The 15,252-nt window shown below is 53.7% G+C and carries 8 protein-coding genes and 1 pseudogene; all 9 read right to left on the bottom strand.

Annotated features, from left to right (window positions below; genetic code table 11):
• Window positions 1–138: 138 nt before the first annotated feature.
• The 9 genes and pseudogenes from F1593_RS28985 to F1593_RS15825 all read right to left on the bottom strand — a co-directional run bounded on the left by F1593_RS28985 (window position 139) and on the right by F1593_RS15825 (window position 15,049).
• Entirely contained in the window at window positions 139–684 is a 546-nt protein-coding gene (locus F1593_RS28985; RefSeq protein WP_216368880.1) for a hypothetical protein, read from the bottom strand.
• 375 nt (window positions 685–1,059) lie between these two features.
• Entirely contained in the window at window positions 1,060–2,595 is a 1,536-nt protein-coding gene (locus F1593_RS15860; protein ID WP_149402542.1) for a hypothetical protein, read from the bottom strand.
• Entirely contained in the window at window positions 2,592–8,120 is a 5,529-nt protein-coding gene (locus F1593_RS15855; protein ID WP_149402541.1) for a RecQ family ATP-dependent DNA helicase, read from the bottom strand. Before F1593_RS15855 ends, F1593_RS15860 begins: the two co-directional genes overlap by 4 nt.
• A gap of 85 nt (window positions 8,121–8,205) precedes the next feature.
• On the bottom strand, window positions 8,206–8,466 hold the full coding sequence (locus F1593_RS15850; RefSeq protein ID WP_149402540.1) for a hypothetical protein: 261 nt from the start codon (window positions 8,464–8,466) through the stop codon (window positions 8,206–8,208).
• A gap of 1 nt (window position 8,467) precedes the next feature.
• The gene (locus F1593_RS15845; protein ID WP_172632155.1) at window positions 8,468–9,022 is read right to left on the bottom strand and encodes a restriction endonuclease subunit S; all 555 of its coding nucleotides are present in this window, start codon (window positions 9,020–9,022) and stop codon (window positions 8,468–8,470) included.
• A gap of 105 nt (window positions 9,023–9,127) precedes the next feature.
• Window positions 9,128–9,262: pseudogene (locus F1593_RS29855) on the bottom strand (restriction endonuclease subunit S); the annotation flags it as partial.
• Window positions 9,263–9,423: 161 nt separating this feature from the next.
• Window positions 9,424–9,774 carry a hypothetical protein gene (locus F1593_RS15835; RefSeq protein ID WP_149402538.1) on the bottom strand — a complete coding sequence of 117 codons (351 nt, stop codon included), beginning with the start codon at window positions 9,772–9,774 and terminating at the stop codon, window positions 9,424–9,426.
• The gene (locus F1593_RS15830) at window positions 9,771–11,387 is read right to left on the bottom strand and encodes a class I SAM-dependent DNA methyltransferase (RefSeq protein WP_149402537.1); all 1,617 of its coding nucleotides are present in this window, start codon (window positions 11,385–11,387) and stop codon (window positions 9,771–9,773) included. The genes F1593_RS15835 and F1593_RS15830 overlap by 4 nt, the downstream gene beginning before the upstream one ends.
• A gap of 176 nt (window positions 11,388–11,563) precedes the next feature.
• Window positions 11,564–15,049: a DEAD/DEAH box helicase family protein gene (locus F1593_RS15825; RefSeq protein WP_149402536.1), complete on the bottom strand. Its 3,486-nt coding sequence runs from the start codon at window positions 15,047–15,049 to the stop codon at window positions 11,564–11,566.
• Window positions 15,050–15,252 lie beyond the last annotated feature (203 nt).

Here is a 15,252-nt window from a genome sequence, read left to right as displayed (position 1 = left end):
ATGACGCTGTGTTGCTAACTGCTCGTAGCATCCAAAGAAGGAGCTTTGCAATGACCACTGCCGCCCGGACCATCGACGATCCAGCTTACCCTTACAGCTGGCTGTCCTGGCGTACAATACTGCTTAAAGAACGAGAAATTATGATGGAAATACTTCTTTGATATCTATACCATTCAGCGATGCAAGAATACGAAAATGCCGCAAATTTGGATACTTCTTGACTTTTTCGGCAATTACGCTATCTAATCGTGCTGTAATCTCCTGGTCGCTAACGCCTGGTTGTCCACCACAACCATTAATATGAGCTTGCCAGCCCAGGATAGTCGCGCCATGTTCTACTGAGTAATCCTCGCTGATTGTATTTGGTGGGGGAAGCGCTGAGCCACCCGCATAGGACTCGTGCCAGTAGTTAGTTCCCTTCAGTTGCGTTGCTTGCTCAAATGCCATTCGTGAGCCAGCCACAAAACGTTTATCTATGCAAGTGCGTAAAAAGCCAAGGGCACTCTTATCGTTCTCTATGATTCCATCCAAGGAGCTTGTATTTGTAGATGCATGCACATGAGTAATCTCAAACCCTGACAAGAGACTCGCCCCAATCCCCACCATACCCGCATTTATCAAAAAAATGCGGCGTGAAGAGCAAAATGAGCATCTTTTGTTTGAAAACAAGGACAGCTTATGCATGTAGCACTCCTTTTTATGGCTGTGTTTTAATGATACATGTAACGTTAGCATTTTACCATATGATAGTATCTTCTCTCAGGCTACTGACTTCGTCCCAGCAGTCCTGGATGAGCTCAAAAAATACGCACGCCGCATGGTAGCTCTCTCCTCGAGAGCGTACGTGAAGACCTCCCCAACAGTCCAATCCAATTATGGCCTTTCACGCCTAAAAAGCAACGCTCTGGTTGTTGCGTCGGTTTTCCATGCTCTGTATGTTCCTGAGAGGAAGTTGTTCTATCAAATACCTGGCTGGCTCTGCTTTGGCATTGCTGGTGTGCTGGTTATATTGTTATTTGGCTATCAATAACTTTGCGTTTGAGATGCTAACGCTCGCTGTCAAACGCTGTCCCGTAGTAGTTGGGTGATTTCTGTCAGGCGTTGATAGATGGCGTTGACTCTTGTGTGTACATATTCGCTATGGGTGGCGTGGGTGCTTTGCTCTGGCGGTACCAGTGTTTCAATCAGGGTTGCGCGCAGTGCTCGGGCGCTGTCTTTGTCGTTTGGTGCTGCGTACCAGCGTCCCTGGTGATGTAGGAATGTTCCTGCTGCGAGTAGGGCGCGTATGCTGCGGGATGAGACGGGATGCTGTTGTCGCTCGCTTACTATCCTGACTAGCTCACGAAATAGGAGCCCCTGGGGCGCTGCTGCTAATATTGCTTGTATGGTTTGACGGTAGTTTTCGCCTATGCCCAGGCGTAACTGTTTGAGTTCTTCTATGTCGATCAGGCGCGTTTCTTCCTGCTGGATTTCGTCGCTATGGCCTGCCAGGTGCAATGTAATTTCGTCTGCCTGCCATTCAATGCGGAGCTTATCGCCGGTGTCCTGGTCGAAGAATTTGTCGAGCAGGTCGGGTCCGTAGAGACGATGCTGGACGCGGTCGAGCCAGATCCAGAGCATGGTATTGTCGGTGTACCATCTGCCACGTATGACGGCCTGAGTGCTCTCTCCGGGAAACTGAGGCGGATAGATGACCTGCATGGCTTTGGGAACAGCCAGGAAGCCTTCATTGAGATTGCTGGTTCGCAAATAGGTTGTCCAACTGACATGGGATTTTGTTGCGGTGCCTTTGACAATCAATGTTTCTGCGTATGATGGGCGCTGGCTGGTTGGTGTACTTTGCTCTCCTGTCGGATCAGTAATATTTCCTGCTTGCTCTGGTTCTTGTGGTTGATCAGGTGTGCGCAGTGGCTGTACTTGTAGGCGGGTGTGTTGGATTTCAGGGGGCAGCAGTTCCAGGGGTATCCAGTAGTCCTGGTTTACGCGTTGGAATTGGCTGGTGGATAAGAGCCAGGCCCGGATATAGCGAGCGGCATTTGGACGCTCACTCTGTTTCCAGCCCTGGTCTCTGAGCAGTTCGATGATACGGTTGATGGTCAGGGGGGTGTTGATCTGTAACCAGCGCTTTTTTAGCCCTGCTAGCAGGGTATCCAGTGTTGTTGTGAGATCTAAGGGCACTGTGATTTGACGTTCTCCGTGCGCTTCCCAGGCTCCCTGACGGTTTTGAAAGATACGGGGATCGTGTGGATAGAAGATGTGATGCTGCTGTCTTTCCCCATCCTGAGCTGGCTCTATTTCAGTGTCGAGTTCCGCGAGTTTGGTGGTTAGGTTGTTGCCATCCCATGTTCCTGCCTGTAATTCATTGAGGAGGCGGGTGTTGGCAAGGATGTGTTCTGCCAGGCGATAATGAGGTGGGATGTCGCCTTGCTTGAGTTCCGCTCTGGCGAAGCGGGGATCGTGGAGCATGTCGAGATCGTAGCCTTCGTCAAAGGCGGGTTGCAGGGCCTCTTTGTCGGTAAAGGTTGTGCGCGTGGTGCGCAGGCGTTGATAGGCCTCATCGAGAAAGGCCTGTTCTTCTGGGGAAAATTCACTCACGCGTGCACCTCTAGTTCTTGTTCTGTTGCGGCTGGCAGTTCTATGCCGCCCGCCAGGGCGTCTCGCCCCTTCTGGGTGATGGCGATGGCCTGATAGGTCTTGCGTTCGCTAGCGCTAGTTTGATTGCGCAGTGGCTTTTCTAGCTGTTGCAGATAGCCGCCTTCGATTAATGCTATAAACGTTTGGCGGAGCTGATTTTGTGTGATCCTGTGACCTTTGAGCTCGTCATAGTGATCGGAGCTCCGGGCGGCTGTGGTTAATGGTTTCTTTTGTCCTGCATATTGGGTATAGGGGATACCCAGCAGGATTCTTTCCAGGGTGCCTTGCGCATAGATGCCATTGTGATCGCGTGCCGCGCCGAGGATTGCCAGCCGTGTGTTGACGGTGAGCTTCTCGGTGAAGAGGCGCAGTCCGGGGTCCCAGGGCAGTCCTTCGCGGGTGGGACTGCACAGGTCGCATTTGCCACAATGGGGCGTATCGTGCTGGTTCGTTAGATAATTGATCAGTTCAGCGCTGCGGCAACGGTTCTGGCCTGACTTTAACCATATGTAGTCGAGCATGCTCTGGAGGCGTTCCTCGAAGCGCTGATAGCGACGCCCGAACTTGCTCTCGATGGTTATGAGCTGGTTGTTGTTATGAATGCTTTGATCGATCCTGAAGCTGATGCCACGCTTGTAGGCGCGATACAGGAGGAGGTCTTTGCTTGCCAGTTCTACCAGGAGAGGATCAATGCGTCGGGGATCGATTCCGGCTTGTTGGTAGCATCGAGTGGCCTGATAGGTGACTTGATAGTCGGGTCTGGCGTCCAGTGTGGTGAAGAGGCGTTGCGCAAGCTCTTGATCCTCCGGCGTGGATAATCCTGCCAGCACGTTGGCGAGCGGTTGGGTGAGCATGATGCTGGCTTCCAGTGTGCTATCAACGTCGCGCTGGATCAGTCCGGCCTCTTCAAAGGAGTAGAGGAGGACGCGGGCCTGGGTGATTTCAATGTTGGCTAGCTCGGCCAGCGTGTCGGGATTGCAGATGATGGTGTGATCTGGGAGGCGCACGATGGGCGAGTCCTCTTCGTCGAAGGAGAGGAGGGCGTTGCGGTAGCGTTGCAGGACCAGTCGATCAGGGACGCCCTGGCGGGCGATGAAGCGTTCGGTTTGCTGGGTCTGGCGATGATAGAGCAGGATGGCATAGGCTTCTTTGCCATCGCGTCCAGCTCGACCTGCCTCTTGCGCATAGGCTTCCAGACTGGCGGGATGATCATAGTGCAGGACAAATCTGATCTCAGCCTTGTCGACGCCCATGCCAAAGGCGGAGGTGGCGACGACGACATCCAGGTCGCCTTGCATAAAGCGTTCCTGTACCTGGTGTCGTTCGGCCGTCTCCATGCCTCCGTGATAGGCCTGCGCGGCGACGTTGTTGTCACGCAGCAGGCGGGCTAGCTGCATGGCGTTTTTCCTGGTGGCTACGTAGACGATACCCGCGCCGCCGCGCTCCTGGTTGTGGACAATCTGATGCACGATGCTCAGGGTCATGATGTCGCGCTCTTCTTTTTTCTCCACGTGATACATGCGGAAGATCAGATTGTCGCGCACAAAGTCTCCGGTATGCGTGACCAGTTCATGACCGGGTGCGTTCAGGGTTAAGCCTGCGATGATCTCACCCTGTACCTGTTCGGTGGCTGTGGCGGTCAGGGCGTGGATGGGATAGGTTGTATTGGTGTCCCTCGCAGGTAGATGCTGCATGATGCCCAGGAAGTCGGGGCGGAAGTCATGTCCCCAGGTTGAGATACAATGGGCCTCATCCACGACTAGCTGAACGAGCCTGAGCTGGGGGAGATAGGCACGGAAACGGGGATCGCGCAGACGTTCGGGCGAGACGTAGAGAAGCTTGATCTTACCGGCTACCGCGTTGCGCAATACCTCTTCCTGGCTGGCGGCATCCATGCCGGAGACGAGCGAGGCGACGCAGGTGATGCCGGGTACCTCGCGCAACTTCTCGACCTGATCCCGGATCAGCGCGATTAAGGGCGAGATGACCAGCGTCAGGCCGGGACGAATAAGGGCCGGGAGCTGATAGGTACGGCTCTTGCCTGCTCCCGTGGGCAGTAGCGTCAGGACATCTTTTCCGGCCAGGACATCGCGGATAATCGCTTCTTGTCCATCTCGGAAGCTGTCCTGGTTCCAGATGGCTTTTTGGACGGCGAGCAGGCGCGGTCTGGCAGTCAACTCAAAGTCTTCGAGGGAGACGATGGGAGATGATAGCGCCTGTTCATTTAAGACGCGCTGGACATCGGGCACGGTCGGTGCGGGCAGCTCGGATGGATCGAGGGTCCGGCCCATCCAGGCGGCGATCTGTTGGAACATGTCGAGATCGGATTCGTAGCCGATGGTGGGATCAGGCAGGGAGGCCAGGACATCACGGCGATAGAGCGAGTTGCGCAGGCGCTTGTCGAGGAGAATCACGGCCCCTTTGTCCTCGTTAGAGCGAATCAGGCGTCCGAAGCCTTGCTTGAGGATAATGATCATTTTGGGAAGCATATAGTCATAGAATGGGTTGCCGCCCGCGTTCTCGACGGCTCCCATGCGGGCCGCCTCGACGGGATCGCCGAGGCTGGGATAAGGGAGTTTCTCCAGGAAGACATAGGAGAGCGAGGGTCCTGGTACGTCGACGCCTTCCCAGAGTGAGCGAGTGCCGAGCAGGGAGGTGGGATCTTCTTCGCGGAAGCGGTCGATGAGCGATTGGAGACTGCCCTGACCCTGGCGCAGGACGGGATATCCTTTATTTGAGAGTTCATCCACGATATGCTCATAGACGAAGTCGCGCCGCGAGTTGGCGGTAAAGAGTCCCAGCGAGCGACCTTCAAAGGTTGGGATGAAGCGGCGCAAGAGCTCGGCGACGGCAGCCGGGAAGTTGCGTTTTAGATCACTATCCCTGGGGGCGGGCAGATCGTTGGGTAGCATGAGTAAGGCTTTCTCATGATAGTTGAAGGCGTGGGGCAGCGTGTGGGTAATTAATTGCTTGCCAGTACCGGCGCTGGCAATACGTTCCGCTTCTAAGCCGACGCGACGCAGGAAGAAGTCAAAGCCCTGCCCGGAGACGGTCAGGGTGGCTGAGGTGCAGATGGCCGCATCCAGCCGGGACCAGAGGTGTGTCCAGAGCAGTGGGCCAACGTTGATGGGGACGGCGCTGATCACAATCGGGGCTCTGGGGCGCTCTTTTTCTGCTGGCTTGCTCTCGCTACTGATCTCTTGCTTTTCTAGTTCGACGGTATAGACATAGCTGCTGCTCTGGTCGAAGCGCCAGAACCATTGAAAGTTGGCGACGTGTTCGCCCAGGTCGCGCTGAAGTGAGCGGGCCAGCCGTTGGATGCGGCGCTTGCGTTTGCTGTCATAGTTCTGCTTGTTTGCTTCCGGGGATGCCTCTGTGTTGGCACCGAGTTGTTCGATCAAAGTTGCCAGGATGGTGCGGAGCTGTTTGAGGGCCTCTTCGGTGGCCTGATAGGCTGTGCGCAGGGCGGGCCCACCTGCCATGGCGAGGGCGTTTTTGTCGATACGTACGCGTACACCGTAGCGGCGCATATCTTCAGTGGCGACGACGGCGACGCTGGTGACATAGGTATGCAGGCGTCTGGAGAGGTTATCGAGGGCGGCCTGGGCAGTGTCTACGGCCTTGCCGAGGGCCTGGAGGGTCGGATCGCTCTCAGGCATATGCAGTCTGCGCAGGCAGTCGTTGACGAAGCCGCCGCGCTGGGGATTGTGGATGGCGCGCAGGATACGGCGTAGGACGCGTTCCTCAACGCGCCGTTCCAGGGCCCTGGTGGCGGCATCCTCTAGCGTATGGGCCTCATCGCAGATGATGGTGCTTGCAAAGGGAACCTCTTCGTCTTCGAGGCCGAGACTATTGCGTAGCAGGAGCGCGTGATTGACGACGACCAGATTGGCGCGGTCGGCGTTCTCACGTGCCCGGCGATAGAAATCGTGCGGCACGCCCATGCCGGGCGTATCGTCCTGGCTGGAGCGTACACTGGCGATGATCTGTAAGGGAGCGCCCTCGGCGTTGAGAAAGCTATCCAATGCCTGGGGGAGCATGCCGAGCTCTTCGAGGTTGCCGTGGATCGTGCTGGCGGCGAAGCGGATCAGAGTTGCGAGCATCCAGGCGCGTGCCGGGGTCAGGCTTTTTTCGGTGAGGGCGTCTTCTACTTCTTCGGCCAGCCGCGAGAGCGAGAGATAGTTGGCGCGCCCCTGGAGCTGGGTCGAGGTGATTTCGGGGATGAGCTGCTGGATGAAGGGGAGTTCGCGTTTCACGAGCTGACTTTGCAGGATACGCGTGAAGGTGGAGACGGCGATGGGGCGTCCACTGGAGCGGGCTGCGAGGGCGGCGGGAAGCAGATAGCCCTGGCTCTTGCCGGTGCCGGTGCCTGCTTCGATGATGGCGTATCCTCCATCGCGTAGCGTACCGATTGCCAGTTGGGACATCTCGATCTGGGCCGGGCGGCGTGTGCGTCCCAATTGTTCTGCCTGCGTAAAGGTGACATCGAGGGCGCTTGCGTCGAGCGGGCTCTGGCTGGCGGGCATGGATTCAGGGATCAGGGGGGTGATGTTTCTGGCAAAGGTGGCGAGGATCTCGGCGGTGCTGGGAGGCTCTGCAGGTGGGGTGAGCAGGGCGGTCCAGGGATCATTGGCGCGCAGCAGGAACTCGTAGACTGCGGAGCCGCTGGCATCCTCATGCAGCAGATCTTCCAGGCCCTTGACGATGCCGCCGAGCATCTCTACATCGGCATCGGCGCGATGGGCATCTTCGCGGGCGCAGCCAAAGCGTTTGGCGAGCGTGCCGACGCGATGCGCCTCCTCGGTTGGTAGCAGCGTGCGAGCCAGCGGCAGGGTATCCAGGACTAGAAAGGAGGGCGGGAGGGGGATGTTGAGGCGCTGGCAGGTGCTCTCGATCAAGGGACCATCGTAGCTGGCACCATTGTGCGCGATCAGTGGTAGCTCGCCAGCATAGGCGAAAAACGCTGGCAGCACTTCATGGATCGAGGGGGCGTCGCGCAATTCCTCACGTGTGATCTTGGTCAGCTCGATGATACGCTCAGGGATCTCCACTTCAGGCTTGACGAAGCGCATCCAGGTATCCAGGCGTACCCCATCCTGCCAGCGTTCAGCCGCAATCTGAATAATCTCTGTATAGGGGGAGCGTGCATCCTGCTGGGTCGCCTCCAGATCAAAGATCACATAGCTGCCGCGCTTGAGCTCTGGTTCTGGCGCGTCTGCTGTGCCTGTCTGGCTGGTTGTGGGTACTGATACTGTTTCCTCGGCGGTGAAGAGGGTGGACTGCCGTTGGCGTAAGCGCCAGCGCCCACCATCATCCTCCACAAAATCCTGGGGCCGTTCTTGCAGCAGCTTCATAATATGGACCGGCGGCAGATTGCGGCCCAGCTTCTTTGCCACCTGTCGCACCAGCGCCTCGCCAGTCATCCCGGCCTGTTCCGTGCCTAACAACTCCGTCGCGATCTCTACAATCCGCGTCCTGGTATCCATACCTGTACTCCCTCTCTCAAGCGCTGAAACGATATTATGTGATCATTGTGTGTGTTACGCCAGTGGGCCGAGGCCACCTCAACCCTTACCGATTATTCTGTTGTGGCACCCCCAACAATAAACGCAGCGCCGTGAAAAACTCATCCGCCGCGATGCGTATCTCCTCTGTCGGGTATCCCGGCTCTTGCTCCAACCCTTGCTCCGAAGCGACTGCTTGCTGCTCCACATCCCCAGCTATGGTAGTGTCTGCGTGCTGTACAGCCTGCCCCTGCAAAGCCAGCTCAAACAGACTCTCGCCCAACTCAACGACTTCATTGGCAATAGTTCTATAGTTGGGTTCAGCCATGTTACAACTCCCCTTTGAATGCTCTGTCAAGAATTGCGGGAAGCAAGGAGTCCCACTCTTTTTCCACTTCTTCGTCGATTTGATTTGTGGCACTTAAAGCCTTGATAAGAGCGGTAAAATTCCTTTGTTTATCAATAGGTGGAAGGGGCACTCGAATATCCTCTAATGCTTTTATCCCTAAGGTTCGGTTTCTTCCAGCACTGCCAGGAGATGCTGCTAGAATTTGTTCTAGGCCTGCTTTTGTTAAGAAGTGAAAGCATAAGAACTCAGAAGTTGCTATGTTTCCTTTAGGAACACAAGTTAAGAACCTATGTGATCCTACTCTACCATTATCATTAGATGTTGCTACTGCTATAGCACCTTCCCAGGCAAAAACTATATTAAAAAGCAAATCACTTTCTTTGATTCTAAATATTCTTTTTGCCCCTAATTCAGTTCCTTTAGTTGGAGTTTTGTGGAATGTGCCTTTGCCAAAAGAACGTATACCCAGTTCGAGGTAATCTTTATCTATGTCAACTTCCACTGGCCTTCTTATAAGCGGTGCAATTTCACCCATAGGGTGCATTTCTATCTTTTTGGTTATATTTATGTATTCGCTTAATAAAAGGTTTCTTTTATCTTTATTTGTATTGTTTCTTAGTGTCCAAGCCTCTTCAAGCTTGCCCGTAAGCTCTTCGATGCGGGCGACGATGCGGCGTTGTTCTTCGAGTGGGGGGAGGGGGATTTGAGTAGCAAGAAAGCGCTCGATCTTTAAACGAACTCTGTTGGTAGAACCTTCACTAGCTCGGGCACAAATATTTACAAAATCATTAGTTTTACTTAGGCAAGGTTCAAATGGATGTGACAGTTGTGAACGATGGAAACACCCACAAATAAATCCTGAAGCCGCTCAGGAGGCCCTCTCAGGATTTATTTTTCACAGTGTGGGTTGTTCAAAGTTGTCACATTGATCTGAGCTCATTCTGAACCATGCCTTAGCCAATTTAAATATGCTGGTATAATTTTTAATGTGTTGAGTGAAAAAGTTGGAAAATCTGAACTAACTACTGCATTATTGAGTGATGCTGGGATAAGACCAAATGCACCATTTCTCGCATCAATTTTTGATAAAATAAATTGTTGTTCCTTAACGACAAATAATTGGGAATTGGTTAAACCTATTCCTTCAAATTCACCTCTAAGTTCTACCCCTTTTCCCCATAATTTCACTGTTACTAATTTGTAAGTTTTAGCTGGATCAATCTCTGCTTGCTCTTCAGATTTTATTAATAGATCTGCTAGATGTACCATTGAATGTTGCGTGATCATTTGTTACTTTCTCCCAACATCCTTTTGATTTCACCCATAATATCTACAATCCGTTGCTCTTTTTCCAGAATGCTTTCAACTAATTGTTCAGGCGGCAGATGTACAAGTTCTTTTTGTCCATTGGGATTCTTCATATCCAGGTTGTAGCCATTGGCTATCAGTTCTTCGACGTTGACTTTCCAGGCGTGTTCGTTCTCGACGCGCTTCTCCCACCAATCGATGCAGCCCTGGAAATCTTCATTCTGCATGGGTTTTGTTTTGCTATAGCTTTTGCGTCCCTCTGGCAGTGGAATCTCGTAGTACCAGACCTCCTGAGTGCAGGGCTTAGGGTCTAGCTCGCTTGACTCTTCACAGGCGTCAAAGAAAAGGATATTGGTGGGAATGCTGGTGTAGGGGGCAAAGGTTCCCACAGGTAGGCGAACGATGGTGTGTAGATTGAATTGTTTGAGCAGTCTGGCTTTGACGGTGCTGGCGATGCCATTGCCAAAGAGGAAGCCGTTGGGGAGCACGACGCCTGCGCGGCCACCAGGACGTTTGAGCAGGGCCATGATGTATTGGAAGAAGAGCAGCGCGGTTTCGTGGGTGCGCATCCCGGCCGGGAAGTTTTTGATGATGCCATCTTCTTCTTCACCACCAAAAGGGGGATTGGTGGCTATAACATCAACCAACTCGTTATCTGGGATCTGATTGACGTTCACCGCCAGGGCATTGCGCTCTCTGATATTGGGATTTTCGATGCCGTGTAGCAGCAGGTTCATGATCGCCAGTAAATAGGACATGGGCTTCTTCTCAATCCCGATCAGCGCATCGAAGAGGGTTTGCTGATGTTCGGTGGTTTTGACCTGCTCGCGCATTTTGGTATAGGCTTCGATCAGGAAGCCAGCGGTTCCGCAGGCGGGGTCCATAATGCGCTCGCCCAGTTGGGGATTGAGACGATCAACGATAAAACGCACCACGGGACGCGGCGTATAGAACTCGCCGGAATCGCCTGCCGAGTCGCGCATCTCTTTCAGCATGGTTTCGTAGAAGAGTGAAATAGCATGGATATCGTCGGAGGAGTTGAAGTTGATAGTACTGAGCTTATTAACGACATCGCGCAAGAGATAGCCGGAGCGTAGCCGATTATAGGTACCCTGGAAGATGGTGCCGACGATGGTGCGGATATCCCGGTTACTCTCGCCGCCCAGCGCTTTGAGATAGTTGGTCAGGTCGTTATTCACGAATGCGAGCAGTTCATCGCCGGTTTTACGATCAGATAGGTTGTCGCAGGCCGCCCAGTCACGCCAGCGGTAGGGTTCCGCGATGATGGGCGTGTAGTCGTCACCATACATCTCGTCCTGGGCTATTTCGAAGTCATCCAGGCTTTTGAGGAAGAGCAGCCAGGTGAGCTGCGGTAGGCGATCCGTATCACCTGCCAGGCCTGCGTCCTTGCGCAGGAGATCGCGTACGCTTTTGATGGTAGCCGAGAGTTGTTGTTTACTGCTCAACGGTAGCTTCGCTTTCTTGGTCTGGCGCTTCTGTTTCGAGGCCGCGTTGACGGTGGCCTCCTGCGTATCTGTATCAGTAACTGGAAAATCATCTCCGAGGGCGTGTTGAGTGTGGGTGACGACCATGCTACAATTTCCTTCTTCCTACCTACGAGCGGGGAGAGTATACCTCTCCCCCTACAGCGTACCTGTAATCTATGAATATTTCATTCTATCTATGTTAATCCGCTCAGGATAAATGTTCAAGCATATGAGCCATAATATAGGAGTTATCTGCTATGCCGGGCGAGCTTGCCAGGTGCTTAAACGCTATAGAGCAAGCTGCGTAGTTCGCGTAGCACCTCCGAGACGTTTTTTCTCTCTGGTCCTGTACTGAATGCTCTGGAAAGGTCCATGGGCATACCCAGTTTGGTCAACGGTGGGAGGCTAAGCAGCGCGGGCTTACTCACATCGGGCGCTTCCCCAAGGATGTATTTATCCAGAATGGCATTGAGTACCTGACTTGCTAAAGGGGGTTGGGCAAAACGCTGGAAAAAGTCCTGATGGCGCTGGCGCAAACGCTCCACGCGCTGTACTCGTGTCAGCGGCTCAATATCGAAGACAACATAGAGCAACAGATCCAGTACATCCACATCGTCCTTCTTGAGTGCGGCGGCCAGGGCATCGGTCGTCACCAGCTCGCCTTCTAACTGCTCCTTAATCTCTTTCTGCCCCTCTTTGGTGAGCCAGAGCAGGCGAAAGTCTTCGGGCGTCGAGATATAGCCCCGCAGCGCCTGCTGCGCGAAATCGTGCATACTTCCCAGGCGCAGATGATTATCTGGTCCCAGCTCATAGATAACATCATTTACGATCTCATAGACCGTCCCATCGCTCTTCTTCCCAAGCCTGTGTGCCCGCCCCTGCTTTTCGGCCTTTGCTAATGTCTCAGCCTGCTCTGCCGTCGCTTCCTGCGGTCCTGTAAACTTAGCAGAAGGCTGCTCCTTCACCTGTCGTGGCTTTTTTCGCTCTGACACAGCCGATTGCCCCTCGCTCCTGCTCGCCTGGATGGATGCCGCCAGATCATCAGCACGCGCTCCTTCTTCTGCCGGATTGCCTTTCCCTGTTCCCTCCACGCCAGTTTGTTCTGTCTGCTCATCAATCGTGTTCGTAGCTGGCGCTCCACTGTTCTCCTGCTGACTATCCTGGGGAGATCCAGCTTCCTGCTCTGGCGTATTATTCTGGCCGGGATGGCTGGCAGGCTCTTCAGCATCACTTTCAGCGCCTGGGGTGACAACTGTGTTATGATTGTCTTCCTCCTGCTGCGTCGCCGGGCTGTCTGTAGCCGTATCTGCTACCCTTTCTGATGGGTCTGCTTCTCTCTTTGTCTCGGTGCCTGGCTGTTCTCCCGGTTCGGCCTGTTCTGTGTTTTCAGCTGTGCTCGTTGGTGTTTTGATGATGAGCTGTTCATTTTGGATAGCTTCTGGATCACCATCGAAGTCACGGTCAAAGAAGTGTTTGATCGCCCCGGAATAGTCGAGGATCGTAAACCAGTTCTTGGCGGGCGTCGCTGTGGTATAGAGGCGAGTGCCACGCCCGATAATCTGTTTGAACTCCACGATCGAGCCGACGCCGCGTGCCAGCACGATATTTTTGCAGGTTGGCACATCGACGCCGGTACTGAGCAGGCGTGAGGTCGTGACGATGACCGGCTGACGCTCTTTGGGAATACAGAAGTTGTTGAGATCCAGCTTGCCATCATTGCCATCATCATCGACAATGCGCACAATATCCCCGGCGCGAGCGAAATCAGCGCAGGCAGTTTCAAGCGCCAGCCGCATCTGGTTGGCATGGTTATTATCGACACAGAAGATAATCGTCTTGGCCTGTGTATCGGTCTGACGCAGATAGTTAGCGAGGTGGTCCGCGATTACTGTGGTATATTCGCGCATCGCCTGGGCCGTCTCAGTCACAATCTCCGGCGCGACCTCCTCCTGCGGCTTACCATCCTGCTCTGGTGCTTCAGGCACAACCCCGATGAAATTCTGTGTTGCCTGTGTTGCCTGTGTTACCTGTGTTGCGGAAGGATTATCCTTTTGATCCTGCTCTGGCGCTGGCTTTGCTACCTGTTTGCCAATCTGGATACGGTGTACGCGATAGGGGGCCAGATAGCCATCATTGATGCCCTGACTAAGTGAATAGGTATAGATAGATGCGCCAAAGTAGGCGTTGGTCTGAACATCCCTGGTTGCTAACGGCGTCGCGGTCAGACCAATCTGGATGGCCTCGGAAAAGTGTAAGAGCACCTTACGCCAGTTGGAATCTTCATCCGCGCTCCCGCGATGACACTCATCAATCACGATGATATCGAAGTAATCGGAGGGATAGTCGAGATAGTTGGGCTGGCCGGTCACTGCGTTGTTCGTGGTAAGCCATTGGTAGGAGGCGAAGAGTACATCATGCACGATATCAATCTTGCCAGTGCCACGAGCCAGAGCATCGGTGAAGGGACCAAAAGCATTGAACTGGGCCTGATCGAGCAGATAGCTGCGGTCTGCCAGGAAGAGGATGCGGCGCGTATTGTGGCTCTGACGCAATTTCCAGAGGATCTGGAAGGCGATCTGGGTTTTGCCCGTGCCGGTGGCGAGCGTGAGCAGGATACGTTTGGGACGCAGGCCGCGCCGCGCCTGCATCGTTGCAATGATCGCTCGATTGATGGCTGCCTCTTGATAATAGCGCGGTTGCTTATCCTGCATATAGAAAGTATGCGTGAGGGCATCTCGTTCCTTCTTCTCGGTCAGTTGCAGCGCCTTAAACCAGCGTTCTGTTAGCTCCGAGCGATCAGGCAGCTCGGCCCGTAGCGTAACGTCCGCGTCGGAGCCCGTGGTCCAGTCGTATTCAAGGATCTCGCGTTTTTCAGTGACCATATAGCCGAAAGGCACGGATAATTTCTGCCCCGCCTCACGAACACGGCGTAACGCGGTCGCTTCAGTTTCGTCTGAGCGTTGCACATGGAGTGCAGCGGTAGGTAAGGATAGTTCGATGCGCAGCAGTGCGTCGATACTCTGCCGCTTGCCACGGCGTGTGCGACCATTTGGATCTGGCAGGACACGACCATCGGTATAGAGATGTGTCTGGCGCACATAGAATCCTGTCCAGCCCTTTTTGCGCAACAGGTCATCAAGTTTCTGCCTGACCTGTGCCTGAACGATGGGACCCTCTTCAGGTGTCTCAAAGAGCTGGTGCAATCTGGGGCATGTTTCGATCACATTGCGATTGATCCTATCATGAGTATGTGCGAGATCGAAGTAGCGCAACTCGTCCACCTTATCGATGTGCACTGCATCATTATTGGGATCGAGCGTTAGCTTCTGCCCCGTTGCTTGATCCCGATGATTTCTTATCAGATGTGCGACGGCGTGACCGAAGAGCGCCACTTGATCGGCTGGTGATAGATCCTCATCCAGGACCAGGATAAAACCCTTCCCGGTACCATCGGGCTTCAGCATGGGGATCAAGGCTGACTCAAAGCGTCCAATCGGGCCGACGCGAAATCTAATGGAGATATTTCTGCGTTTCATAGCGTGGGCAAGGTTCGTGGCATCGAGTTCTTTAACCGTGATTATTCTCAGAGGAAGGAGGTGGGTATCTGATCCGAGCATCGCGCTACAATCCTGATAAAGCTGATCAAGCGAAAATCCTTCAGGTTGAACGCGCCAGCGACAAATTACATTCTGCAAACGCTGTGTAACATCATCTGGCTCAGACGTTACCACCGTGATATGTGTGTTCGTAAGCGGACTCCTTTCCATACGAAAACCATAGATATAGTGTGTTATGATGCATAAAAATTGTAGATAAAGTTAGCAATCATCTTAGGTAGGTTGTTTTGTGCAAGAAACTCACGTGCTGACGTGTGGTATATTGAATAGCGATGCTTGCATTCATGGTTCCTCTGTTCCTGTCATTGATGCTTAGCTTGCAGAATATTATTATATCATCTATGGTAAGTAAT

Origin of the sequence: Dictyobacter arantiisoli, assembly GCF_008326305.1 — a bacterium.
Lineage (GTDB): Bacteria > Chloroflexota > Ktedonobacteria > Ktedonobacterales > Ktedonobacteraceae > Dictyobacter > Dictyobacter arantiisoli.
Note: the sequence above shows the minus strand (reverse complement) of the source record. Positions and strands in the feature narration are given on the sequence as shown.

Coding starts and splice junctions, on each gene's coding strand:
- F1593_RS15825 (WP_149402536.1), bottom strand. CDS start 15,049: ATGGAAAGGAGTCCGCTTACGAACACACATATCACGGTGGTAACGTCT.
- F1593_RS15830 (WP_149402537.1), bottom strand. CDS start 11,387: ATGGTCGTCACCCACACTCAACACGCCCTCGGAGATGATTTTCCAGTT.
- F1593_RS15855 (WP_149402541.1), bottom strand. CDS start 8,120: ATGGATACCAGGACGCGGATTGTAGAGATCGCGACGGAGTTGTTAGGC.
- F1593_RS15850 (WP_149402540.1), bottom strand. CDS start 8,466: ATGGCTGAACCCAACTATAGAACTATTGCCAATGAAGTCGTTGAGTTG.
- F1593_RS28985 (WP_216368880.1), bottom strand. CDS start 684: ATGCATAAGCTGTCCTTGTTTTCAAACAAAAGATGCTCATTTTGCTCT.
- F1593_RS15835 (WP_149402538.1), bottom strand. CDS start 9,774: ATGATCACGCAACATTCAATGGTACATCTAGCAGATCTATTAATAAAA.
- F1593_RS15845 (WP_172632155.1), bottom strand. CDS start 9,022: ATGGGTGAAATTGCACCGCTTATAAGAAGGCCAGTGGAAGTTGACATA.